This window comes from Nocardia sp. NPDC006044 (genome assembly GCF_042871115.1).
GTDB lineage: Bacteria > Actinomycetota > Actinomycetes > Mycobacteriales > Mycobacteriaceae > Nocardia.
This window is the reverse complement of sequence record NZ_JBIAID010000001.1, coordinates 1-23,048: the sequence shown is the minus strand read 5'-3', so window position 1 is coordinate 23,048 and position 23,048 is coordinate 1. Positions and strand designations below refer to the sequence as shown.

21 protein-coding genes and 1 rRNA gene are annotated in these 23,048 nt (G+C 67.0%); 9 read left to right on the top strand and 13 right to left on the bottom strand.

Annotation, left to right across the window (positions count from 1 at the left end):
- Nucleotides 1-97: 97 nt before the first annotated feature.
- Both ACFYO1_RS00110 and glgP read right to left on the bottom strand, forming a co-directional pair.
- Nucleotides 98-1,459 carry an NCS2 family permease gene (locus ACFYO1_RS00110; RefSeq protein ID WP_378720414.1) on the bottom strand — a complete coding sequence of 454 codons (1,362 nt, stop codon included), beginning with the start codon at nucleotides 1,457-1,459 and terminating at the stop codon, nucleotides 98-100.
- A gap of 131 nt (nucleotides 1,460-1,590) precedes the next feature.
- Nucleotides 1,591-4,179: an alpha-glucan family phosphorylase gene (glgP, locus tag ACFYO1_RS00105; RefSeq protein ID WP_387225566.1), complete on the bottom strand. Its 2,589-nt coding sequence runs from the start codon at nucleotides 4,177-4,179 to the stop codon at nucleotides 1,591-1,593.
- A 163-nt stretch (nucleotides 4,180-4,342) separates the two neighbouring features.
- Between glgP and ACFYO1_RS00100 the strand changes: the two genes are divergently transcribed.
- Complete coding sequence (locus tag ACFYO1_RS00100; protein ID WP_387225564.1) at nucleotides 4,343-4,591, top strand: hypothetical protein; 249 nt, start codon at nucleotides 4,343-4,345, stop codon at nucleotides 4,589-4,591.
- Nucleotides 4,585-4,911, top strand: coding sequence for a type II toxin-antitoxin system PemK/MazF family toxin (locus ACFYO1_RS00095; RefSeq protein WP_387225562.1), 327 nt, complete (start codon nucleotides 4,585-4,587; stop codon nucleotides 4,909-4,911). Before ACFYO1_RS00100 ends, ACFYO1_RS00095 begins: the two co-directional genes overlap by 7 nt.
- Nucleotides 4,912-5,082: 171 nt before the next feature.
- Here ACFYO1_RS00095 and ACFYO1_RS00090 read toward each other — a convergent pair whose 3' ends face one another.
- On the bottom strand, nucleotides 5,083-5,769 hold the full coding sequence (locus ACFYO1_RS00090) for a hypothetical protein (protein ID WP_387225560.1): 687 nt from the start codon (nucleotides 5,767-5,769) through the stop codon (nucleotides 5,083-5,085).
- Nucleotides 5,770-5,775: 6 nt separating this feature from the next.
- On the opposite strand from ACFYO1_RS00090, the gene ACFYO1_RS00085 reads away from it, so the two are divergent.
- From ACFYO1_RS00085 to glgB, 3 genes are read left to right on the top strand one after another with little or no spacing between them, the layout of a single operon-like run.
- A complete protein-coding gene (locus tag ACFYO1_RS00085) occupies nucleotides 5,776-6,417 on the top strand; it encodes a LysE family translocator (protein WP_387225558.1) in 642 nt (213 codons plus the stop codon).
- Between the two features lie 56 nt (nucleotides 6,418-6,473).
- Entirely contained in the window at nucleotides 6,474-8,474 is a 2,001-nt protein-coding gene (locus ACFYO1_RS00080) for a maltotransferase domain-containing protein (RefSeq protein ID WP_387225556.1), read from the top strand.
- A gap of 14 nt (nucleotides 8,475-8,488) precedes the next feature.
- The gene (glgB, locus tag ACFYO1_RS00075) at nucleotides 8,489-10,627 is read left to right on the top strand and encodes a 1,4-alpha-glucan branching protein GlgB (protein WP_387231624.1); all 2,139 of its coding nucleotides are present in this window, start codon (nucleotides 8,489-8,491) and stop codon (nucleotides 10,625-10,627) included.
- A 60-nt stretch (nucleotides 10,628-10,687) separates the two neighbouring features.
- On the opposite strand, the gene ACFYO1_RS00070 is transcribed toward glgB, so the two are convergent.
- From ACFYO1_RS00070 to ACFYO1_RS00060, 3 genes are all read right to left on the bottom strand, one after another.
- Nucleotides 10,688-11,539 (bottom strand): tetratricopeptide repeat protein, encoded by an 852-nt coding sequence (locus ACFYO1_RS00070; protein ID WP_387225554.1) that lies wholly within the window; start codon nucleotides 11,537-11,539, stop codon nucleotides 10,688-10,690.
- 61 nt (nucleotides 11,540-11,600) lie between these two features.
- Nucleotides 11,601-11,978, bottom strand: a complete 378-nt coding sequence (locus ACFYO1_RS00065; RefSeq protein ID WP_387225552.1) for a DUF3817 domain-containing protein — start codon at nucleotides 11,976-11,978, stop codon at nucleotides 11,601-11,603.
- 162 nt (nucleotides 11,979-12,140) lie between these two features.
- Entirely contained in the window at nucleotides 12,141-13,319 is a 1,179-nt protein-coding gene (locus tag ACFYO1_RS00060; RefSeq protein WP_387225550.1) for an acetyl-CoA C-acetyltransferase, read from the bottom strand.
- 106 nt (nucleotides 13,320-13,425) lie between these two features.
- On the opposite strand from ACFYO1_RS00060, the gene mce reads away from it, so the two are divergent.
- Entirely contained in the window at nucleotides 13,426-13,887 is a 462-nt protein-coding gene (gene mce, locus ACFYO1_RS00055) for a methylmalonyl-CoA epimerase (RefSeq protein WP_150403704.1), read from the top strand.
- 86 nt (nucleotides 13,888-13,973) lie between these two features.
- Nucleotides 13,974-14,972 (top strand): hypothetical protein, encoded by a 999-nt coding sequence (locus ACFYO1_RS00050; RefSeq protein ID WP_387225548.1) that lies wholly within the window; start codon nucleotides 13,974-13,976, stop codon nucleotides 14,970-14,972.
- Between the two features lie 372 nt (nucleotides 14,973-15,344).
- On the opposite strand, the gene ACFYO1_RS00045 is transcribed toward ACFYO1_RS00050, so the two are convergent.
- Nucleotides 15,345-15,653: an ATP/GTP-binding protein gene (locus ACFYO1_RS00045; protein WP_387225546.1), complete on the bottom strand. Its 309-nt coding sequence runs from the start codon at nucleotides 15,651-15,653 to the stop codon at nucleotides 15,345-15,347.
- Between the two features lie 260 nt (nucleotides 15,654-15,913).
- Here ACFYO1_RS00045 and ACFYO1_RS00040 point away from each other — a divergent pair, with 260 nt between their 5' ends.
- Both ACFYO1_RS00040 and nucS read left to right on the top strand, forming a co-directional pair.
- Nucleotides 15,914-16,630: a rhomboid-like protein gene (locus ACFYO1_RS00040; RefSeq protein ID WP_387225544.1), complete on the top strand. Its 717-nt coding sequence runs from the start codon at nucleotides 15,914-15,916 to the stop codon at nucleotides 16,628-16,630.
- A 37-nt stretch (nucleotides 16,631-16,667) separates the two neighbouring features.
- Nucleotides 16,668-17,354 carry an endonuclease NucS gene (gene nucS / locus ACFYO1_RS00035; RefSeq protein ID WP_387225542.1) on the top strand — a complete coding sequence of 229 codons (687 nt, stop codon included), beginning with the start codon at nucleotides 16,668-16,670 and terminating at the stop codon, nucleotides 17,352-17,354.
- Between the two features lie 9 nt (nucleotides 17,355-17,363).
- Here the strand turns inward: nucS and rd are convergent, their stop codons facing one another.
- From rd to rrf, 6 genes are all read right to left on the bottom strand, one after another.
- Nucleotides 17,364-17,567: a rubredoxin gene (gene rd / locus ACFYO1_RS00030; RefSeq protein WP_387225540.1), complete on the bottom strand. Its 204-nt coding sequence runs from the start codon at nucleotides 17,565-17,567 to the stop codon at nucleotides 17,364-17,366.
- On the bottom strand, nucleotides 17,564-18,652 hold the full coding sequence (locus tag ACFYO1_RS00025) for a fatty acid desaturase (protein WP_387225538.1): 1,089 nt from the start codon (nucleotides 18,650-18,652) through the stop codon (nucleotides 17,564-17,566). Before ACFYO1_RS00025 ends, rd begins: the two co-directional genes overlap by 4 nt.
- A complete protein-coding gene (locus tag ACFYO1_RS00020) occupies nucleotides 18,652-19,758 on the bottom strand; it encodes an SDR family oxidoreductase (protein ID WP_387225536.1) in 1,107 nt (368 codons plus the stop codon). The genes ACFYO1_RS00025 and ACFYO1_RS00020 overlap by 1 nt, the downstream gene beginning before the upstream one ends.
- A gap of 12 nt (nucleotides 19,759-19,770) precedes the next feature.
- The gene (locus ACFYO1_RS00015; RefSeq protein ID WP_387225534.1) at nucleotides 19,771-22,020 is read right to left on the bottom strand and encodes an MMPL family transporter; all 2,250 of its coding nucleotides are present in this window, start codon (nucleotides 22,018-22,020) and stop codon (nucleotides 19,771-19,773) included.
- Nucleotides 22,021-22,089: 69 nt separating this feature from the next.
- Nucleotides 22,090-22,728 (bottom strand): hypothetical protein, encoded by a 639-nt coding sequence (locus ACFYO1_RS00010; RefSeq protein WP_387225532.1) that lies wholly within the window; start codon nucleotides 22,726-22,728, stop codon nucleotides 22,090-22,092.
- A 228-nt stretch (nucleotides 22,729-22,956) separates the two neighbouring features.
- Nucleotides 22,957-23,048 (bottom strand): 5S ribosomal RNA (gene rrf / locus ACFYO1_RS00005); the annotation flags it as partial.

Sequence of the window (23,048 nt, the reverse complement as noted above, 5' to 3'; positions counted from 1 at the left end):
GGCGATGAAGCGGACTGCGGTCCGATCCTTGCACAGGGCACCCTAACTTCCAAGACCCCAGTCCTGCTGTGATCCACGTTTCAAACCCGCGCAGGGTTCACTCCGCCAGGAAGAAGAAGTATCCGAGGAAGATCACCAGCAGGGCCCACATCGCGGGGTGCACGTCTTTGATCCGCCCCTTGGCGACCATCACGATCGGGTAGAACAGCATGCCCATGGCCAGGCCGTTCGCGATCGAGTAGGTCAGCGGCATCATCACGATGGTGATGAACGCGGGCACAGAATACTCGAGCCGATTCCAGTCGATCTCGCCGAGCGACCGCGCCATCAGCACGCCGACCACGATCAACGCGGGCGCGGTCACCTCCCCGGAACCGGCGATGACGGCGAAGATCGGATAACAGAACATGGCGAGCAGGAACCAGCCCGCGGTGGTCACGGCGGTCAATCCGGTGCGCCCGCCCGCGGACACGCCCGCGGTGGACTCGACGTAGGCGGTGGTGGTCGAGGTACCGATGACCGCACCCGCCATGGTGCCGACGGAATCGGCGGCCAGCGCGCTCGCGGCCCGCGGCAGCTTGCCGTCCTTGTCCAGCAGGCCGGCCTGGTTGGCGACGCCGATCAACGTGCCCGAGGCATCGAAGAAGTCGACGAACAGCATGGTCAGAATGACAACGGCCATCTGCCCGGTGAACGCGTCCGGCAGATGAATGACCGCCTGCCCGAACGTGTGCTCGAGCCCCTTGGGCGCCGAGACGACCCCGTTCGGCAGATCCACGAGCCCGCTGACGATGCCGACACCGGCGGTGAGCACGATCCCGTAGAGCACCGCGCCGTGCCACCCGATGACCAGGAAGACCACGGTCACGACGAGCCCGAACAGCGCCAGCAGGGTGGTGCCCTTGGTGAAGTCACCCAGCGTGACCAGCGTCGCGTCGCTGTTCACCACGATGCCCGCGTTCTTCAACCCGAGGAACGCCACGAACAACCCGATGCCCGCGCCGACCGCCAGCTTCATCTGCATCGGAATCGCGTTGAGGATCCGCTCGCGCACCTTGGTGACCGCGAGCAGGAAGAAGATGATCCCGGACAGCAATGTCCCGGACAGCGCGACCTGCCACGGAATGCCCATGCCGAGCACCACCGAGTAGGCGAAGAACGCGTTGAGCCCCATGCCCGGCGCGAGCGCGATCGGATACTTCGCCCACAGCCCCATGACCAGGGTGCCGAACACCGCGGCGACGGCGGTCGCGGTGAACACCGCCTGCATCGGAATGCCCTTGGCGCCGAGCGCGCCCTCGTCGCCGAGCACGGACGGGTTCACGGCGAGCACATAGGACATGGCCAGGAACGTGACCGTGCCCGCCATCAGCTCGCGTTTCATGGTCGAACCGGTCGCGCTGATGCCGAAGAACGCGTCGACGCGACCTCGGGGCTCGGTCGGTACGGCGGTGGCCATGGGCGGTCTCCAGTCGGGGAGTGGTACGGGCGTGCCCAGGCACGTTAGCCGACGATTCACCGAATCGGGGAACCCGACTCAGCGATAACCACCTCGGACGGCTTGTCCGGCTCAGCCCGGATCGGTAGCGTTCACGCGCTCGGCGCGGCGACCAAGCCGAGCTCGGCGTCGCCCGCCAGCAGTTCGTTGTGCGGCAGCACCCGCACCGTGTAACCGACCGCGCCGGACAGCGGGACCGGCGTATCCACGGCGAAAAGCTCTACGCCGGAATCGGATCCGGTGTGCTTCATGGCGACGGTGGTGACGTCGGACAGGTCGTCGGCGGTCGACACCCGGCCGAGCACCGCCTGCACGACAACGTCGGAAACCTGGAGGCCGCCGAGGTCGATGCGCGCGGTCAGCGACAGGTTGGCGCCGATGATCGGCGTGTCCGGCAGGCCGGCGCTGTCCACCTGGATCACCTTCACCGACGGCCACGCCGATTCGACGCGGCGCCGGTAGTCGGCGATGGCGCGAGCGACGGCGAACTCGTCGGCGGTCGCCTTCTGATAGGCCCCCGCGGCGGGCGCGTAGTACTCCACGGCGTAGTCGCGGACCATGCGCGAGGCGAGCACCTTCGGGCCGAGGGTTTGCAGAGTGTGGCGGACCATCTCGACCCAGCGCACCGGCAAGCCCGCGGCGTCGCGATCGTAGAAGCGCGGCGCGACGGTGCGTTCGAACAGGTCGTAGAGGGCCGCGGCCTCGAGGTCGTCGCGGCGGTGCTCGTCGCGGACACCGTCGGCGGTGGGGATGGCCCAGCCGTTCTCGCCGTCGAACATCTCGTCCCACCAGCCGTCCCGGATGGACAGGTTGAGGCCGCCGTTGAGCGCGGACTTCATGCCGGAGGTGCCGCACGCCTCTAGGGGGCGCAGCGGGTTGTTCAGCCAGACGTCGCAGCCCCAATACAGGTAGCGGGCCATCGACATGTCGTAGTCGGGCAGGAAGACGATGCGGTGACGCACCTCCGGGTCGTCGGCGAAGCGGACGACCTGCTGGATGAGCGCCTTGCCGCCGTCGTCGGCGGGGTGGCTCTTGCCCGCGACGACCAGTTGCATCGGCCGTTGCGGGTCGAGCAGCCTGGCGCGCAGGCGTTCCGGGTCGCGCAGCATCAGGGTGAGGCGCTTGTAGGTGGGGACGCGGCGGGCGAAGCCGACGGTCAGCACATCGGGGTCGAAAACGCTGTCCACCCAGCCCAATTCGGCTTCCGCGGCGCCACGGTCCAGCCAGGACGCGCGCACCCGGCGACGCACCTCGCCAACCAGGATGGCGCGCAACTCGTTTCGCGTCGACCACAGTTCGCCGAGGTCGACGTCGCGCAGCCGCTCCCAGCCGCGCGCCTCCTCCACCAGGTCGGCGCCGATGTGCTTGCGCGCCTTGTCGAACCACTCGCGCGCGGCCCAGGTGGGGGCGTGCACACCGTTGGTGACCGAGCCGATCGGCACCTCGGCCGCGTCGAAGCCCGGCCACAGTCCGGCGAACATTTCCCGGCTGACCTCGCCGTGCAGTTTCGATACGCCGTTGGCGCGCTGGGCCAGCCGCAGGCCCATGTGCGCCATGTTGAAGACGGACGGGTCCGCCTCGCGGCCCAGCGCGACGATCCGATCCACGGAAAGTCCTGGGAGCATGGCGGATTCGGATTCGCCGTGCGCACCGCCGAAGTAGCGGCGCACCATCGGCATCGGGAACCGGTCGATGCCCGCGGGGACCGGGGTGTGCGTGGTGAACACCGTGCCCGCCCGCACCGCGGCCAGTGCCGTGTCGAAATCCTGTCCGGCAGAGACGAATTCGCGGATTCGCTCGACGCCGAGGAATCCGGCGTGGCCCTCGTTCATGTGGAACACGTCGGGGTCGGGCAGGCCGGTGGCATTGGTGTAGGCGCGAACCGCGCGCACGCCGCCGATGCCGGCCAGGATCTCCTGCCGGATCCGGTGCTCCTGATCGCCGCCGTAGAGCCGGTCGGTGACCGCGCGCAACTCCGGATCGTTCTCCGCGATATCGGAATCCAGCAGCAGCAACGGCACCCGGCCGACCTGCGCGATCCACACCCGCGCCCGCAGCACCCGCTGATCCGGCATCGCCACATGGATCAGCACCGGCGCGGTATCCGATTCACCGTTGTCCGAGGTGAGCAGCCGCAGGGGCAGGCCCTGCGGATCCAGGTCCGGATAGTGCTCGGTCTGCCAGCCGTCCGCCGACAGCGTCTGCCGGAAATAGCCTGAGCGATACAGCAATCCGACGCCGATCAACGGCAGCCCCAGATCCGAGGCCGCCTTCAGGTGGTCGCCGGCCAGGATCCCGAGCCCACCCGAATAGTTCGGCAGCACCTCGGTGACCCCGAATTCCATGGAGAAGTACGCGATCCCGCGCACCCCCTCCTCACCGGCCCGCCGCTCGAACCAGCTCGGCGCGGCCAGATAGTCGCGCAGATCCGCCGCCGCGGCATCCACCCGGCGCACGTACTCCGGGTCCGCCGCCAGCTCGTCCACCCGCGCGGCCGGCACCTCCCCCAGCATCCGCACCGGATCGTGCCCCAGCTCCAGCCACCGCTGCGGATCCAGCTCGGCGAACAGATCCTGCGTCGGCGGATGCCACGACCAGCGCAGGTTCGTAGCAAGCTCGCCGAGCGCGGCCAACCGCTCAGGCAAATGGGCACGGACGGTGAAACGACGAAGTGCCTTCACCGTGCGAACCCTACCGAACCCCGCGGGTTCCGGCCGCCCCGGCGGTGTGGGTCACAGCGCGCAAATTCCATCCAGAAGGATGCCGGCGTCGAACTACATCTGTCCGATCGCGAACCTGGACGTACGCCGGGTTCGCTGCCAACCAGTTCAGGAGTAGAAGCTCATGACCATCACAGAGCAAGCATCTGTCTTACCAATGTCGTACACTTATAACATGGCGACAATCACCTTCCGCCCAACCGTCGACGATGAGCGCATCATCAACCGCGCCCGCCGCGACGACGAGAACACGACCGACGTCATCCGCCGAGCCCTGCGGTTACTCGATCGCGAAGAGTGGTTGGCGCAAGCACGTATCGATGCGGCGGCGCTGCGCGACGAAGACCTGAACGCGGAGCCCGACGCATGGTGAGCGTGATACGGGGAGCCGTCCACCGCATTGATCTCGGCGACGCCAAACGAGGTCACGAGCAGCGTGGACGTCGGCTCGGGATCATCGTTTCGCCGACAGATCTGCTCTCGTCGGTAGTGACGGTAGTACCGACATCGACGTCGGCGCAGCGGTCGATATTTCGGCCGTCAGCAGAAATTGATGACCGCGAAACACTGTTGCTAGTCGACCAGATACGAACCATCGATCTGGACTACCTCGGCAGGTTCGTGGGGATGCTGAACCGCACCGACCTGGCCACCCTCGATGACACGCTCGGCCGATTTCTCGGAATCAGTTGATTGATCGACAACGCAATCCCGATTTGATATGCCTTTGAATACTGACAATATGCGTGAATAAACTTGCCTGGCACTGCGCCGACTCTGCGCCGCGTGCCCTTTGCGTTGACGGTGGTAGCGGGCGGACAAGCTGCCCGCCCGCTATCAACCCCTCCCTCTCGACGCCACCCCTCAGCGGAGGGTGAAGGTTGCGTCTCCCGACAGGTGTTCCATATCCCGGTGGTCCTCGGTAGTAGTGACGATGTGGGCTTCCACTCGGCCGACGCCCGGCGCGGTGCCGAAGCCGGTGATGATGTTGTCCTTGGCGTCGATGACGGTTCCGGTGACGCGGTGGGATTGGCCGTTCTCGATTCCGGTATCGAGGTTCCTCCAGCGCACGGCGACGCGATAGGCGCCGCAGCGCTCGCCGGTCTGGGTGATCTTCAGGCGGACGCCGAACGTGCCGGCCTGCGGCTGAGGCACCGTTTCGGCGTTGATGATCGCGGCGCAGTCGCCGCCACCCGGCATGGCGCGGGTGAGCGTCGGGCTGAAATGGACGACCGGGTCGGTGGGTGAGGCGTTGGACGGGGCGGCGAGCCCGACCAACGCGGCACCGGTCACAGCGGCGATGACAACGGAACGACCCGAGAACCGTTGAACCTGCTTGCTTTTCAGCTTCATGTCTAGATTTTCGGAATCCGGCCACAGCCTGTTATCCGCAGACTTGCCCCCAAATACATTGGCAGAGAAAATAATCGATGCCGGCCTCGGCCATCGCGATCTGGCACCGCTTTCCGGCGGCCTGCCGCACCCCCGCCGATTGATCCGGGCTCGGCGTCCGAAATTCACTGGCGGGATCACCGACCAGAATGTCAGCATCGGCGGATGCCGCACTGGGTCGCCGTTCTTCCGCAATTCCTGCTGGCCTCGCTGATTCTCGCCGCGCTGCCCGGACCCGCGACGGCCCTGTTCCTCCAGCGTTCGGTGCGGGACGGCCGCACGGCGGGGCTGGCCGCGGTCGCGGGGAACGAGATCGGCGTGCTCGGCTGGAACATCGCCGGTGGCGCGGGACTGTCGGTGCTGCTGGTCGCCAACCGGTACCTGAACACCGCGATGCACGTGGTCGGCGCGCTGGTGCTGATCTGGCTCGGCGTGCAAGCGTGGCGTGGCGCGCGCGACCACGGGGAGTTCGGCAGCACCATGACGAAGATGCTGCCGTCGGGCCGGACCCCCGGTGCGGCGTTCCGCGCCTCGCTGGTGTCGATCGCGGCGAATCCGAAGGCGGCAGTGTTCGGGCTGACCATCCTGCCGCAGTTCCTGCCGTCCAGCGGACCGGTGCTGCCGACCGTGTTCGCACTCGTGATCATTCAGCTGGTGGTCGATACGGCGTGGTGCGTGGGCATCGTGCTGGCCGCCGACCGCGCGGGCGACTGGCTGCGCCGCACCGGCGTCCGGCAGCGGATCGAACGCGCGCTCGGCGCGATCCTGGTCGCGCTGGGCCTCGGTCTCGCGGCGGACGCCCGCTGACCCCTCGTTCCCGCGCTGATCCCGTGCATCCGCCCCGCTGCCGGTAGGTTGGTTCCGTGACCGGCCGCATCGCAATCGATGACACTGCCCCGTCCATCGCAGGCGGTCGGCCCGCCAAGGCCGTCGTCGGGGAGGTTTTCCCGGTGCGCACCGTGGTGTGGCGGGAGGGGCACGACGCGGTCGCGGCGACGCTGACCGTGCGCGGGCCGAACTCGGCGCGCCCGATCCGGATCCGGATGACGCTCGATCTCGAACCGGACGTGTTCAACGCCACCTTCATCCCCAACCTGCCCGGTCCGTGGACCTACCGCATCGAAGGCTGGAGCGATCCGATCGCGACCTGGCGCTCGGCGGTGGAGGCGAAACTCGCGGTCGGCCAGAACGCCGCGGACCTGGACAACGACCTCGAGCTCGGCGCCCGCCTGTTCGACCGGGCCGCGCAGGCGGTGCCGAAGAAACAGTTCGAGCGATTGCGCGCGGCGGCCGCCGCCCTGCGCAGCAACGAGCAGTTGCCCGCCCGGGTGGCGCCGGCCTTCGCCGAGGAGATCGCAGAGATCCTGCGCGCGACCCCGTTGCGCGACATGGTGACCCGCGGCCCGCAGCACACCGTGCAGGTGGAACGGCAGCGCGCGCTGTTCGGCTCCTGGTACGAATTCTTCCCGCGTTCCACCGGCGGCCGGGACAAGTCGGGCAAGCCGATCCACGGCACCTTCGCCACCGCGGCAAAGGAATTGCCGCGCATCGCCGGCATGGGTTTCGACGTGGTCTACCTGCCGCCGATCCATCCGGTCGGCGAGGTGAATCGCAAGGGCCGCAACAACACCCTGGTCGCCGAGCCGGGAGACGTGGGCTCACCGTGGGCCATCGGATCCGCGGACGGCGGGCACGACGCCGTGCACCCGCTGCTCGGCACCACCGCCGACTTCGCCGAATTCGTCGACACCGCCGCACAACTCGGCCTCGAGGTGGCGCTCGACCTGGCGTTGCAGTGCGCGCCGGACCATCCCTGGGTGGCCGCCCACCCGGAGTGGTTCACCACCCTGCCCGACGGCACCATCGCCTTCGCCGAGAACCCGCCGAAGAAGTACCAGGACATCTACCCGGTCAATTTCGACAACGACCCGGACGGCCTGTACGCCGAGGTGCTGCGCGTGGTCCGGCATTGGATCGGGTTGGGCGTCAAGATCTTCCGCGTCGACAACCCGCACACCAAACCCGCCGACTTCTGGGAATGGCTGATCGCCACGGTCCGCCGCACCGACCCGGACGTGCTGTTCCTGTCCGAGGCGTTCACCCGCCCGGCCCGGCTGTACGGGCTCGCGCGCCGCGGTTTCAGCCAGTCCTACACGTATTTCACCTGGCGGGTGGCGAAGTGGGAGCTGACCCAGTTCGGCGAGGAACTGGCGGCCAAGGCGGACGAGGCCAGACCCAACCTGTTCGTCAACACCCCCGATATCCTGCACGAGAGCCTGCAACACGGCGGCCCCGGCATGTTCGCCATCCGCGCGGCGCTCGCCGCCACCCTCGCGCCGACCTGGGGCGTGTACTCGGGATTCGAGCTGTTCGAGCATCAGGCGGTGCGCCCCGGCAGCGAGGAATACCTGGATTCGGAGAAGTACGAGTTGCGCCCGCGCCCGTTCGCCGAGGCACTGGCGCGCGGAGAATCGCTGGAGCCGTGGATCACCCGGCTCAACGAGATCCGCCGCGCGCACCCGGCCCTGCAACAGTTGCGCTGCATCCACTTCCACCACGTCGACAACGACTCGCTGATCGCCTACTCGAAGGTCGATCCGATCAGCGGCGACGCGGTGCTGGTGGTGGTGAACCTGAATCCGTTCGCCCCCGAATGGGGCATGGTCTCGCTCGACCTGCCCGCCATCGGCCGCGAATGGCACGATCACCCGGTGGTGTTCGACGAGGTCAGTGGCGAGGAATACCACTGGGCCCAAACGAATTACGTGCGCCTGGACCCGTCCGTCGCGGTCGCGCACATCCTCACCCTGCCCCCGGTCGCGCAGCAGGCCCGCACCGAACTCGCCTATCGGAGCACCCTGTGAAACGCCGCGATCTGATGCTGCTGGCCGCGGGCACCCACGGTGACCCGCACACCGTGCTCGGCGCGCACCCGCATCCGGACGGCACGCAGGTCAGCGTGCTGCGCCCGCACGCGGAATCGGTCGCCGCCCGGGTCGGCGGCACCGACCATCCGCTGAAGTCGTTGGGGCACGGCATCTTCGCCGGGGTCGTCCCCTATCCCGACCTCATGGACTACCGCATCCTCACCACCTATCCGGGAGGCCAGACCATTCTCTCCGCCGACGGCTACCGTTTCCTGCCGACGGTCGGCGAACTGGACCTGCACCTGATCGGCGAGGGCCGCCACGAACGGCTCTGGGACGTGCTCGGCGCGCACCCGCGGCACTACACCACCCTCGACGGCGACGTCGACGGCACCTCGTTCGCCGTGTGGGCGCCGAATGCGCGCGGCGTCACCGTGATCGGCGACTTCGACGGCTGGAGCGGCAGCACCGCCCCGATGCGCGCGCTCGGCACATCGGGCATCTGGGAGGTTTTCGTGCCCGGCGTCGGACCGGGCGCCCTGTACAAGTTCCGCGTGCACGGCGCCGACGGCCGCACGATCGACCACGCCGACCCGATGGCCTTCGCCACCGAACTGCCACCCGCGACCGCCTCGGTGGTGACCGAGAGCCACTACACCTGGGACGACCAGGCCTGGCTCGACACTCGCGCGAGCACCGACCCGACCCAGGCCCCGATGAGCGTCTACGAGGTGCACCTCGGTTCCTGGCGCCCCGGGCTCGGCTACCGCGAATTGGCCGACCAGCTGGTCGATTACGTACAGGCGACGGGCTACACCCACATCGAACTCCTGCCGATCGCCGAGCACCCGTTCGGCGGCTCCTGGGGCTATCAGGTCACCTCGTACTACGCCCCGACCGCGCGCTTCGGCACCCCGGACGACTTGCGCGCCTTCGTCGATCGGCTGCACCGCGCGGGCATCGGCGTGCTGCTCGACTGGGTGCCCGCGCACTTCCCGCGCGACGAATGGGCGCTGGCCCGCTTCGACGGCACCCCGCTCTACGAACACCCGGACCCGCGCCGCGGCGAGCAACTCGACTGGGGCACCTACGTTTTCGACTTCGGCCGGCCCGAGGTGCGCAACTTCCTGGTGGCCAACGCGCGCTACTGGATCGAGGAATTCCACATCGACGGCCTGCGCGTCGACGCCGTCGCCTCCATGCTGTACCTGGATTACTCACGCCCCGAAGGGGGTTGGGAGCCGAACGTGTACGGCGGCCGGGAAAACCTGGAGGCCGTCGACTTCCTGCAAGACCTGAACAACACCGTGCACCGCCACCATCCGGGCGTGGTCACCATCGCCGAGGAGTCCACCAGCTGGCCCGGCGTCACCCGCGGCACCGACGTCGGCGGCCTCGGTTTCACCATGAAATGGAACATGGGCTGGATGCACGACACCCTCGGCTTCCTGCAACGCGACCCGATCCACCGCTCCTGGCACCACAACGAGATCACCTTCTCGGCCGTGTACGCGTGGAGCGAGAACTTCGTGCTGCCGATCAGCCACGACGAGGTGGTGCACGGCAAGGGCACGCTCTGGACCAGGATGCCCGGCGACGATTTCGCCAAAGCCAGTGGGGTGCGGGCACTTCTGGCCTACATGTGGGGCCATCCCGGCAAGCAGCTGCTGTTCATGGGCCAGGATTTCGGGCAGTTCCGCGAGTGGTCCCACGATCGCGGGCTGGACTGGGCGGAGCTGGACAACCCACTGCACCAGGGGATCACCACCGCGGTGCGCGACCTCAACGCGGTCTACCGCGCCCATCCCGCGCTGTGGACCCAGGACACCACCCCGGGCGGCTACTCCTGGATCGAGGCGAACGACCAGGCCAACAACGTGCTGGCGTTCCTGCGCTACGGCTCGGACGGATCCGTGGTCGCGTGCGTCTACAACTTCTCCGGGTCGCTGCACGGTGAATACCGGGTCGGCCTGCCCTTCGCCGGGCAGTGGACCGAGATCCTCAACACCGATGCCGCCGAATACGGCGGCTCCGGCGTCGGCAATCTGGGTGCGGTGAAAGCCACCGACGAGGGCTGGCACGGTCGTCCCGCGTCAGCCACCATCGCGTTGGCCCCGAACAGCGCCGTCTGGCTGGCCCCGAACAGCTGAGCCGGTCCCCGTACCGCTGAGTCGATCCCGCGCGTGCGTCAGTTCAGGGCCGCGCGTGCGTCAGTACAGCGCGGCGGCGAGCTTGCGGCGCGCGGCGACCACGAACGGCTCGGCCTGGTCGAACAATTCGAAGAGTTCGAGCAGGCGGGTGCGGGCCTTGGTCCGATCGTCGCCCGCCGAGCGCTTGACCGCCGCGATCAGCCGATCGAAGGCGGCGTCCGGCTGCTGGTTGAGCATCTCCACGTCGGCGGCGTCCAGCGCGGCGTCCACATTGCCGGGGTCGGCGTCGGCGGTCGCGATCGCGGACTCGGGCAGCACCTGCGCCCGCGCCAGGAACCGCAGTTGACGCAGCGCGCCCTTGGCCTCTTCGTTGCCCGGCTCCGCGGCGATGATCGCCTCGTAGGCGGCCTCGGCACCGGCCATGTCACCCTGTTCGAGCGCGGTCTCCGCGGCGACGAACCGCGGATCTTCCGGCGCCTCCTCGGGCTGCTCGCCACCGGGCAGCTTGCCCGCGACCGCGTCGATGACCGCGCTCAGCCACTGCCGGACCTGCGCCTCGGGCTGGGCGCCCTGGAAGTCGGCGAGCGGCTGCCCGCCCGCCACCGCGATCACGGTCGGAATGCCTTGCACGCCGAACGCCTGCGCGATCCGCATGTTCGCCTCGGCCTCGACGGTGGCCAGATCCCAGGCGCCGCCGCTCTCGCCGACCAGGCGCTCCAGCGTCCGGACCAGCTCGACACTGCCCGGGCTGCGCTGCGAGTACAGCGCGACGACCACCGGCACCTGCACCGAGCGGCGTAGCACCTTGGTCTCGAAGTTCGCCTCGTTCACCGCGTAGTCGCCGCCCCCGGCCGCACCGGAGGCGCCGGCGGGCGGTTGCTTCAGACCGGAGAGATCAACTGCCCCGGACATGGCGGCGACAGCGGCTGGCGAAGGGCGGCGTGCGGCAGGTCGAGTCACGGTTTCCAGTTTGTCACGACGTGGCGGCGGCCGGGGCTCCGGAGTCGGCAGAAACCGCGTTGCTCAGCTCTCCGAGCTTGCCCGAACGGACGGCCCAGATCTCGAACACCACGGTGAAGAACGGCGGGATGCTGGACAGCAGCGCGAGCACCGTGGTCTTGGCGTTCCAGCCCAGCTCACGCGCGGCCATGACGGCGGCGATCACGAACAGCACGAAGATGATGCCGTGCGTCATCCCGAACACCTTGACCGGCCACAGCACCGGCTCGGGGAGACGCTTGAACACCATGCCGACGATCAGGAAAACCCAGGAGATCGCCTCGAGCACCGCGATGAAACGAAATCGCTTCGCGACGCTGCTCAGGTCGAAGACATTGCCCATGCGCACCATTGTGCCGGATGCACTACACCGCGTCGTAGTGGGGCGAGTCACATTCACCCAGCGCAATTCGGCATCGGCGACGCGAAAGCCGGGCCCGGAGTGCGGCTTTCGTCCGGATACGGCACAGCCCCCGCGACACCCTGCCCGCGGGGGCTGTGGCGAGAAACTCGGTTACACGCGCACGATCAGCGCGTCGCCCTGACCACCGCCGCCACAGAGCGCGGCCGCGCCGACGCCGCCACCGCGCCGCTTCAGCTCCAGCACCAGGTGCAGCAGGATGCGCGCGCCGGACATGCCCAGCGGGTGCCCGATCGCGATCGCGCCACCGTTGACGTTCACCTTCGCCGGATCGATGCCCAGCTTGCGGGTCGAGGCGACACCGACCGCGGCGAACGCCTCGTTGATCTCCACCAGATCCAGGTCGGCCGGCGAAATGCCTTCGCGCGCACAGGCCTTCGCGATGGCGTTGGCCGGCTGATCCTGCAGCGTCGAGTCCGGGCCCGCGACCACGCCCGCCGCGCCGATCTCGGCGATCCAGCTCAGGCCCAGTTCCTCGGCCTTCGTCTTGCTCATCACCACGACCGCGGCCGCGCCGTCGGAGATCTGCGAGGCAGTGCCCGCGGTGATGGTGCCGTCCTTACGGAACGCGGGGCGCAGCTTGGCCAGCGACTCCGCGGTGGTGTCCGCGCGGATGCCCTCGTCGGCGGCGACCACCAGCGGGTCGCCCTTGCGCTGCGGCACCGAGACCGGGACCACCTCGTCGTCGAACACGCCGTTCTTCCACGCCGCCGCCGCACGCTGATGCGAGGCCGCCGCGAACGCGTCCTGCTCTTCGCGAGCGACCGGCTCGGTGTCGTTGCGCTGTTCGGTCAGCGCGCCCATCGGCTGGTCGGTGAAGATGTCGTGCAGGCCGTCGTAGGCCATGTGGTCGCGCAGCGTCACGTCGCCGTACTTGAAGCCCTCGCGGCTCTTCTCCAGCAGGTGCGGGGCCTGGCTCATCGACTCCTGGCCGCCCGCGACGACGATCTCGTACTCGCCGGCCCGAATCAGCTGGTCCGCCAACGCGATCGCGTTGATTCCGGACAAACACACCTTGTTGACCGTCAGCGCGGGCACGTCCATCGGAATGCCCGCGGCGGCCGCCGCCTGCCGGGCCGGGATCTGCCCCGCGCCCGCGGTGAGCACCTGGCCCATGATCACGTAGTCGACCTGCTCGGGCGCGACCCCGCCCTTTTCCAGCGCGGCCTTGATGGCGAAGCCGCCCAGATCGGAACCGCTGAAGTCCTTGAGGCCGCCGAGCAGCCGACCGACCGGGGTACGTGCACCGGAGACGATCACGGAAGTGGTCACAGCAGCCTCGCTATCTTGTTTCGCAGGATTCCGTACTCCACGGTAACCGCTGTGCCCGAGTTGCCGGTACGCAGGTAACGGCTACCTTCGAGTAGTGAGCAACGTTATGGATTCGGCCGATTTCATCCCCGCGGACTACGTCGTCGCCGTCGATCACGTCGGTGTCGCCGTGCCCGATCTGGATGTCGCGGTTGCCTGGTATGCCGAGAATCTCGGCATGATCGAGACCCATCGCGAGGTCAACGATGCCCAGGGCGTGCACGAGGCGATGCTGTCGCTGCCCGGCGCCCCCGATCGCGGCACTGCCCTGCAGTTGCTGGCTCCGCTCAACGAGGAGTCGACCATCGCCAAGTTCATCGACCGTAACGGGGCCGGCCTGCAGCAACTGGCCTACCGGGTGACCGACATCGATGCGGTCTCCGCGCACCTGCGCGCGCGGGGTCTGCGTTTGCTGTACGAGGCGCCGAGGCCTGGAACAGCGGATTCGCGCATCAACTTCATCCATCCCAAGGATGCTGGCGGTGTGCTGATCGAGTTGGTCGAGCCGAACGCGAATGTTACGCACTAGTATCAAGATCGGGCGGGAAAAACTCTTCGGAATCACATTCGCGGTCGAGTCACCATCAGGTCTCTGTAGGCTGTAGTTTGTGTGCCATGTCGTCACCTGAGTCCGATCGCAATCGCTTCGTTGCACTGCCCTTCACCGTTGTGCGCAAGGGTTATGCGCAAGACGAGGTACGCAACTACTTCGACCGCTTCGACGCCGAACTAAGGGTCACCGCTACCGACCGGGATGCTGCTGCGGCACAAGCCCGTAACCTCGCGAGCCAGCTCGAGGATGCGCGTGACGAGATCGACGAGCTCCGCAAGGAGGTCGACCGACTCTCGGTGCCGCCCACCACCGCGGAAGGCATGTCCGACCGCATCTCCCGCATGCTGCGGCTGGCCTCCGACGAGGCCTCCGAGGTTCGTGCCCTGGCACAGGCCGAGGCCGCGGAAATGGTGTCGATCGCGGAGCAGCAAGCCACCGAGATGCGTGGCAAGTACGAGTCGTTGCTGGCCGAAACCAAGGAAAAGCGCGAGGCGCTCGAGATCGAGTTCGAGCAGACCCTGGCCAACGCGCGCACCGAGTCCGCCAAGATCATCGAAGCCGCTCAGGCCGAGGCCGACCGCCTGGGCAAGGAAGCCGACGCCAAGCGCAAGGCGACCCAGCAGGACTTCGAGGTCACCATGGCCGAGCGGCGTACTAAGCTCACCCGCGCCATGGAGGAGCTGGAGGCCACCAGCCGCGCCGAGGCCGCACAGCGGATCAAGGACGCGACCGACGAGGCCAACCGCCTCATCACCTCCGCGACCCAGACCTCCGAGCGCAAGATCGCGCACGCGAAGGAACTGGCCGAGGAAATGCGCGTGCTGCGCGGACGCGTGCTCGCCCAGCTGCTCGGCATCCGCGGCCAGCTCGACTCGGTGCCCGCGATGCTCGCGGCGGTCAACCGGGAAAGCGAACTGCTGGACGGTGTTCCGGATCAGCGCAAGATCGGCAACAACACCAAGCAGGTCGCCGGCTCCAGCCGCAAGGCCATCTCCGAAGGTGTCTCCGAGGAAGACGACATCGTCGACGAGGAGCGCGAGAACGCCGAAATCAGCAACTAAACGGCGGGCTAGCCCGCCTCTCCGCGTATTCAGGCCAGACCGAGGTACGACGACAGTACGTTGGCGGCCGGCGGTGATGGACAGGCTGAGTCAGCCGGTCCCGGCGAGTTACCCCTGTACTCGCCAAATCAGTTGCTGGGTTACCGAATTCAAATCCAAGGCCGCCCCCGCCCGGGGGCGGCCTTCCTAATTCTCGGAGCCCGGCGGGCGTTGCTTACCCGGAATCGCCTGCACCAACCGGACATTGGGTGTGAACGTTACGTACCGGAGGAATCGCCTCGGCGGCGGTACATCGCGTCCAAGGCGGATCACCCACTGCGGCAGAGACATTCGACCCAACGGCCTCAATCGACTCCCGGACCTGGTCTGCGCTTACGACCAGCGGCGGGTGATCCCGCGCGTCTGACGGCCGTTCCAGCAGCCCTGGTGCCAGTGCCTGCGGTCGTCCTCACCGCCGTCCGCGGCCCAGGCGACGATGTGCGCGACGCCGAGGGCGATTTCGTGGTCACACCCCGGGCAGCGGTAGGTCTTCACCGCACGGGCCCCCGGGATGGTGCGAACGACGTATGTCTCGTCACCGTCGGGACCCGACTCGGTCCGGCCGAAGACATCACCGAGCGGCGCGCCGCCCGTGCGTGAGCGGCCCGTGTGACCGTCTGCGCGCGGTTTACGACGAGGCATGCTCCCCAGACTATTCCCCGGTCGCCGACGCCTTTACCCGACCGGTGCGCCCGACGTGCCGGTTTGCCGAATGCGGTCGGCAGGCCGGCTGGTTCGCCCTGCCGTTCTCAGGTTGATATGGCACAGTAGGGCACCGCCCGCAACACCTTTTCCGCCGCACGCCGGCGATCGGTTTCGCAGCATATTCACAGGGAATACCCTGATCGAGCGCAGCGGAGAACTCGATCATGGAGAGATACCGCACAGACACGGAGGTACGCATGGCCGTCGCCACGATCACGGACGACCGGACAACGGTCGTCGGTCCTCGCTGGTGGCGACCTAGGGTGCCCGCGACCGTCGGCTATCTGGCCGCGCTGGTCATCGTCACGTCGATCTTCTCCGCGCTGAGCGACTCCGCCCAGTCGAAGGTGGTGCTGCACGCCAGCACCAACCTGCACAACCTGCTCCAGGGCCGCGTGGTCACGCTGCTGTCCAGCGCCCTGGTCATCGGCGACGTCGGCACCGCCTGGCTGATCATGCCGCTGCTCGCCTGCCTGCTCGGCCTCGCCGAGCTGCGCTTCGGCGCGCTGCACATGGTGCGCGTGTTCCTGGCCGGGCACATCGGCGCGACGCTGCTCGTGGCGGGCGGACTCTGGGTGGCCGTCGAATTCGACTGGCTGCCCGCGAGCGTGCGCTGGAGCGAGGACGTCGGCATCAGCTACGGCTCGATGGCGCTGATCGGTGCCCTGGTCTTCGTCGTGCCGAACCGGCTGCGGATCGCCTGGGCGGCAGTGTGGTTCGTCGCCGCGATCGGCGGCGTACTGCTCGGGCAGACCTTCACCAACGTCGGGCACCTGCTGGCCTTCTGCATCGGCTCGGCCGTCGGTTACGGCATGATCCGGACCAAGACGCCGGTCACTCGCCGATTCACCCGGGTCGAGCGGGCCCTGCTCGCCACCAGCGCGATCCTGGCCGCGGCAATCCTGTTGGGCTGACGACAAGCTGCCGCACCCGGTCACCTACAGTGCTTGGGTGCGCCTAGTGATTGCTCGCTGTCAGGTCGACTACGTGGGGCGACTCACCGCCCATCTCGCGATGGCCCGCCGCTTGCTCTTGGTGAAAGCGGACGGCTCCGTCCTCGTGCACTCCGACGGCGGCTCGTACAAGCCGCTGAACTGGATGAGCCCGCCGTGCTGGCTGGAAGAGCGCGGCGCCGCCGATATCCCCGAGGGCGCGAAAGCCCTCTGGGTGGTCACCAACAAGGCCGGCGAGGAACTCCGCATCACCATCGAGGACATCGAGCACGACTCCTCGCACGAACTGGGCGTCGACCCCGGCCTGGTGAAAGACGGTGTGGAGGCCCACCTTCAGGTCCTGCTGGCCGAACACGTCACCAACCTCGGCCCCGGCTACACCCTCATCCGCCGCGAGTACATGACCGCCATCGGCCCGGTCGACCTGCTCTGCCGCGACGCCGACGGCGGCACCGTCGCGGTCGAGATCAAACGCCGCGGCGAGATCGACGGCGTCGAACAACTCACCCGCTATCTCGAACTCCTCAACCGCGACCCGCTGCTCGCGCCGGTGGCCGGCGTCTTCGCCGCCCAGCAGATCAAGCCGCAGGCCCGCACGCTCGCCGAAGACCGCGGAATCCGCTGTCTCGTACTCGATTACGACGCGCTGCGAGGCACGGAAAGCACCGAGTTCCGGTTGTTCTGAACCCTTCGATCAGTCCTCGTACGGGACGAAGTCCGACTTCCGGGCGCCGCACACCGGGCACACCCACCCGTCCGGAATGTCGGCGAAGGCCGTACCGGGGGCGATTCCGCCATCCGGATCGCCCTCGGCCGGATCGTAGATCATCCCGCACGTCACACAGATCCACAGCTCGGCGACCGCCGGATTCAGGCCCGCCCCAACGCTTTCGGTCATGGCTCGACCGATCCCGCGGTGGCGGCGGCGAGTCCGAACCGGTTCGCCCGGCGGAAGGTGCCGAAATCGTTGAACCGGACGCCGTGCGCACGCAGGATCACCCGGCATTCGGCGCCGATCGCTTGGCGGATGTAGAACGGGTCACGCACCAGGAAGTGGTGAATGGCATGGGTGCCACCGAAGTTGAAACACAACGCGTGCACCGGCCACAACCACTTGGCCGTCCACACCTGCGTCTGCTGGAGCACATTGTGCGGTTCGACATCGCCGAAGTAGTGCATGTTCGAGCTGACGAAATGCAGGCAGAACGTGCGGATCATGTTGGGGGCCAACAGCGTCACCGCAACGACGTCCAACACGTGCCGCGGACCTGAATAAGCGATGTGACCGCCGGACAATTCGTAGACATGCAGGCCGATCGTCAGATACCAGAGCCCATAATGCACGGCGCTGAGCGGGAAGTAGCCGAGCGGCGTGGTCACGGCGAGGCGGCGAGCCTCCTCCGGATCCCGAGCCACCTGCTCGACATAGGCATGAACCAGTCGGCGCATATGAAACGGCCGCAAGGCGTATCCCAGCACCGTGTCCAGCAATCCGAGTAGCCGATGACCACCCCACCGCTGCCCGTTGGTGATACCCCGCTCCTCCAGGTCGGAGTCGGTTCCCGACCTTTCGTGATGATGCAGATGCAACCCGCGCCGCACCCAGGGGTTGATGGTGCTCGGCCGGAACAACCAGACACCCAGCATCATCGAGTTGTGCACCCACTTGTTCGTGCGGAAATACATCGAATGGATGAGGTCGTGCTCGATCTCGTGCAATAGCGACAACCAGAAAGCCGTCACCAATATGGTTGCCCACCAGGGCAACACACCCGCGACGTACAGCGCGGCGTCACCGAGACAGCCTGCGATAGCGGTCACGAAGATGGCCAAGCCGATCTCGTCCTGGTGGGCGGCCGACCACGGGTGGCTCGTCCGCCAGCGATCACCGACACCCATGATCTTTCCCCGGATGGCCGCGATCTGATCCGCGTCGTCTTTCGCCAGATTACGTTCGCCGGGCAGGCGGGTCGCGAGTCGCATCAAGCGACCCGATCCACGTCCGCCAGCCCGGCGTGGTCGATGTACCAGCCGAGCAGCGAACCGAGGTAGTCCACGTCCATCGGGAAATCGATGGGGGAACCGTAATGCTCGGCGACCGCCTGGGTGAAGAATTTGGCCCGGTCGACGTGCGGCATATAGAACCGCAAGGTGTTCTGGAATCGGCGCTCGATCGGAGTGAATCCTGCTGTGCAGTCCACATACTCGGGCACCGGGATCCCGGTCAGCAACGACGCCGCCGACAGGATCTCGTGCAAGGTCGGCGCGGACTTGTTCGTCAAATGGATGATCCGCGCATCGAAGCCCGGCCGCATGGACAACGAAACTGCCTGCCGCACCAGGAGATCGATCGGGACGAGATTGATCTCCGCCGCCGGATCGGCCTGGATTCGCCGCTGCCGCATGACGAAATTCGAACCGAACACCTTCTCGGTGCGTCGCTTGAATCGCAAACCCTCCCTGGTGAATCCGTAGAGCCCGGTGAAGCTGGTCGCGGCATACGTCACGCTGTGACCGACCACGATGCTCGGCCGCCAGATCCTGGTCTGCATCGAATCACGTTTGGCGACAATATCTTCGGCTACCGCCTTGCTGTATTCGTACTGGTTGTTGGGACAGACGTCGGCGGGCACCGGCGTTTCGGTGAGCGTGCCCGCCGCGGTGCCGGTCACATACGCGGTGCTCATGTAATTGAACCGGGAGACGCCGAGCCGCTCGGACAGATCGAGCAGGCGAGCGGTGCCGTCCACGTTCACCGCGAAGATTTCGTCGCGACTCCGGTCGTCGAACTTGAGCGAGGCCGCACAGTGCCACACGTCGGAGATCTCGCTGCCGGGTAACTGCTCGGCGAACTCCCCCGAGCGGAGATCACCGGCGACGATGTGCAGGCGGTCCTGTTGCCGAGACACGAAATCCGGTTCGAATCCATACGATTCGGCCGCGGCCCGGAGAGCAGCGCGGCAACGCTCCGCACCGGTCCCGGTGTCCCGTACCAGCAGATGGATGGGGGCGTCCGTCGTCATCAACAGTTCCAAGGTGAGCGCACCGCCGACGAACCCGGTCGCTCCGGTTACCAAATAGCCGCTCATGTCAGTCCTTACTCAAGGTGCTGGAACAGGATTCGCTACGTATTCGGGTTGCTCGGATAGTGACGGGCCGACCGGGGCTGCCCGCGCCGCTCCGGGAAACCACCAGTTCCATCGGCCCATGATCTGCATCAAAGCGGGCACCAGGATCAGCCGGATCAAGGTCGCGTCGATGATCAACGCCACCGCGATCGCGAAGCCGAATGCCTTCAGGCCGTTGATCTGTGAGATCAGCAAACTGCCGAACCCGACGGCCAGAATCATCGCCGCGAGCGTGATCGGCCGCCCCGTACTCTGCAGCCCGATCGCCACCGAACCGCGGTTGTCCCCGGTGATCAGATATTCCTCTTGTATCCGGCGAACGAGGAACAGTTCGTAGTCCGTGGACAACCCGAACAGCACCACGAAGACGATCAACGGCACCTGCGGCCAGATCAGGCCTTGGCTGACCAGTCCGGAAGCCTGGTCGCCGACGTCCCGTTGGAACACCAGCACGGTGAGTCCGAACGAAGCACCGGTGGCCAGCAAACTCATCAGGATCGCCTTCAACGGCAACACCACGCTGCGCAGCATGACCATCAGCACCGCGAACATCAGCGCCAGCACGCAGCCCACCACCCACCACAGTTTGGCCGACACCTCGCCGAGGATGTCGCTGATCAGTGCGCTCGGGCCGCCGACGTACCACTGCAGGCCGGGCGGGGCGGCGGCGGGCGCGATGTCCGCGCGGATCCGCCGAACCAGCTCGACCACCTTCGGCGACGTGGGCAGATGCTTCGGGATGGCAAGCACCGCAGTGACATCGACGCCGTTGTCCAGCTTCGACGCCGCCGCCACCTCCGGATCCGCACGCAACGCCGCGAGCAGCGACTCGGTATCCGGCTCGTCGGTACCGGCGGCGCGGGTCAGCAGGATGGTTACCGTCGACGCCATGCCGGGTGCGTCGCGGTCCGCGATGGCCACACCGGTGAGAAACGGGGTACCGGTCAGCGCTCGGCTCTCCGCGTCGAATCCCAGAATCATGCTCGGCGTCGGCGTCGCCGCCAGCAGCAGTCCCGCGGTGACGGCGACCGCGTACAGCCACGGATGCCGCATCAGATGCCTCGCCCACCGCGCCAGCAATCCCTGCGGACCGCCGTCGTCGAGCGGAGCGCGCTTCGACACCCATCCGGGTTGCCATTCGATCCAGCGGGGCAGCGACAGCAGGAGTGCGGGCAGCAGTGTCATCGACGCGATCAAGGAGACCGCGATAACCGTCATCATGCCGACCGCCGCCATGACGAAGATGTGCCAGCGGAGCATGAACAGGGTCGTGCACGCCAGCAACAGGATCAGTGCCGAATACAGCACCGTCCGGCCAGTGGTCGACATCGCCGTCCGGATCGCCTGTTCCGCGACGGCGCCGCGCGCCAGCTCTTCGCGAAAGCGGTTCGTCACGAATAGCGCATAGTCGATGCCGATACCGAGACCTGTCGCATTGACACCGATGAGCAACATGCCGTCGATCGGAAACACACCGCGCGTCAGGGTGAACAGCCCCAGGGTGGTCAGCACGGCCGCGCCGGCGATCGCCAGCGGCACCGCCGCGGCCACCGGTGCCCGAAGACCCACCAGCAGTACAACTATCGCAGCGGGCACCGCGACCAGCTCGATCCGAGTCAAGTCGGCGATCTCGGCTCGCTGCAGTGCCTGACCGAACGCCGAAGCTCCGATCAGATAGGTGCGCACGGCACCGTTCGAAGCGGCCTGGGTGGCCTGATCGATGGCGGCCTGCTCGATCGGGATGAGGTCTTGGCGCCTCCGGTCATCACCCGCGAGGCCGATGAGCAGGTAGGCGGTGTGGTCGTCGTGAAGTAGGGACCGCAACGGTTCCAGCGTCTCGGGCATCGCCGGCGCGGGTTTCGGATCGCCGTACACCGGCAACGGCACCGCTCCGGATATGCCGTCCAGACTTCCGGTGGCAGTCATCGCAGCGTCGATCGCCGCCTGAAACTCCGGGTCTGTCGTGCGTAGCGTGTCGGAGTGCAGCAGTGCGCTCATCTGCTCGTTGCCGAACGACGGCATGCCCGCGCGCAGTACCGTACCCGCTTGTTGCGATTCCGAACCGGCGACCTCGATCGGCGGTGAAGATATCGATGCCAGCAAACAGGGCAGGCCGATCAGGCTGACCGCCACCGCGATCAACCAACCTGCGAAAACGCGATAACGATACCGGGCCATCAGCACGCCGAGCTGTGCCAACGGATCCCTGCGCTGGACGCGCATGTGCCACCTCGATGGATTCACCTGGTCGTACCCGCGCCGCGCCGTTAGCAGGCGCGGCGCGGTCGGCAACTAGTCGGTATTGGCCATGGCGATCTTGGTGACCGTGAACTTGCCGATCGGGACGGCATCGCACTTGCTCATCTTCAGGTCGGCGATGGTCGCCGTAGCCGTCACGGTGTCGTCCGCGTCCTCGCTGTCGCTGCTCAGCTTGCTGGACGTCTTCGCGGTCGCCGGCTTCTTGCCGTCCAGCGGAACGCTGACGGTCACCGTGCCCACCTCGATCTTGTCCGTCTGACCGTCCTCGTTCTCACCGCCCGCGGTGACGATGGGAGCCTTCAATACGCAGGTATTGTCATCCCCCTTCGTGAGCTTGATCGGCCCCGTCGTGCCCTCTCCCTCTTCCAGGCAGTCCGTGCCTTGCAGCGCTTTTGTCAGCTTCCCCGACGCCACGACATCGGAGCCGTCCTTCTTGGTGGTGAAAGAGCCTTCGCCGCCGGAACACGAACGATTCGCCGGTTCGGATCCTTCTGCCATCGTGCCGGGGGCTGCGGCGATGCCGTATCCGACTGCCGACACGGCAATCAGTCCCGCAGCCAGGTAGGCGACACGCCGCGTTCCTCCGCGACGACTACGCGCCGAACCTGCCGACTCGAATTCTTCCGTTCGCTCGATTGTCATCACGAACCTTCCCATCGACTGTGCGGTCACTTGGACGACTCTGCGCGGGCCGATAGCACCGGCCGGCCGTCGTCACGATCCTGCTCAAAGCCTGGTGAAGAATTGGATAGCGAGCAGAACCTACCATCTGGAATGGTCGTCTAACATTCGTTGCTGCCGCGCGTTTAGATGGGTCGTACGGTTGGCTGAGCTGATCCGCTGATCGACCCGTAAACGCAAGAAGACCCCCAACAATGTTGGGGGTCTTCTGCAATGATGTTCCGGCGGTGTCCTACTCTCCCACACCCTGTCGAGTGCAGTACCATCGGCGCTGGCAGGCTTAGCTTCCGGGTTCGGAATGGGACCGGGCG

Bases quoted from the DNA above. Each gene is read 5' to 3' on its own strand.
- ACFYO1_RS00025 (WP_387225538.1), bottom strand. From the start codon at position 18,652: ATGCGACTCGCGACCCGCCTGCCCGGCGAACGTAATCTGGCGAAAGAC.
- ACFYO1_RS00040 (WP_387225544.1), top strand. From the start codon at position 15,914: ATGGCCGTCGCCACGATCACGGACGACCGGACAACGGTCGTCGGTCCT.
- ACFYO1_RS00085 (WP_387225558.1), top strand. From the start codon at position 5,776: ATGCCGCACTGGGTCGCCGTTCTTCCGCAATTCCTGCTGGCCTCGCTG.
- ACFYO1_RS00070 (WP_387225554.1), bottom strand. From the start codon at position 11,539: ATGTCCGGGGCAGTTGATCTCTCCGGTCTGAAGCAACCGCCCGCCGGC.
- rd (WP_387225540.1), bottom strand. From the start codon at position 17,567: ATGACCGAAAGCGTTGGGGCGGGCCTGAATCCGGCGGTCGCCGAGCTG.
- ACFYO1_RS00100 (WP_387225564.1), top strand. From the start codon at position 4,343: ATGACCATCACAGAGCAAGCATCTGTCTTACCAATGTCGTACACTTAT.
- ACFYO1_RS00095 (WP_387225562.1), top strand. From the start codon at position 4,585: ATGGTGAGCGTGATACGGGGAGCCGTCCACCGCATTGATCTCGGCGAC.
- ACFYO1_RS00015 (WP_387225534.1), bottom strand. From the start codon at position 22,020: ATGCGCGTCCAGCGCAGGGATCCGTTGGCACAGCTCGGCGTGCTGATG.
- ACFYO1_RS00045 (WP_387225546.1), bottom strand. From the start codon at position 15,653: ATGCCTCGTCGTAAACCGCGCGCAGACGGTCACACGGGCCGCTCACGC.
- ACFYO1_RS00020 (WP_387225536.1), bottom strand. From the start codon at position 19,758: ATGAGCGGCTATTTGGTAACCGGAGCGACCGGGTTCGTCGGCGGTGCG.
- ACFYO1_RS00065 (WP_387225552.1), bottom strand. From the start codon at position 11,978: ATGGTGCGCATGGGCAATGTCTTCGACCTGAGCAGCGTCGCGAAGCGA.
- glgB (WP_387231624.1), top strand. From the start codon at position 8,489: ATGCTGCTGGCCGCGGGCACCCACGGTGACCCGCACACCGTGCTCGGC.
- ACFYO1_RS00050 (WP_387225548.1), top strand. From the start codon at position 13,974: ATGTCGTCACCTGAGTCCGATCGCAATCGCTTCGTTGCACTGCCCTTC.
- mce (WP_150403704.1), top strand. From the start codon at position 13,426: ATGGATTCGGCCGATTTCATCCCCGCGGACTACGTCGTCGCCGTCGAT.
- ACFYO1_RS00090 (WP_387225560.1), bottom strand. From the start codon at position 5,769: ATGCTGACATTCTGGTCGGTGATCCCGCCAGTGAATTTCGGACGCCGA.
- ACFYO1_RS00110 (WP_378720414.1), bottom strand. From the start codon at position 1,459: ATGGCCACCGCCGTACCGACCGAGCCCCGAGGTCGCGTCGACGCGTTC.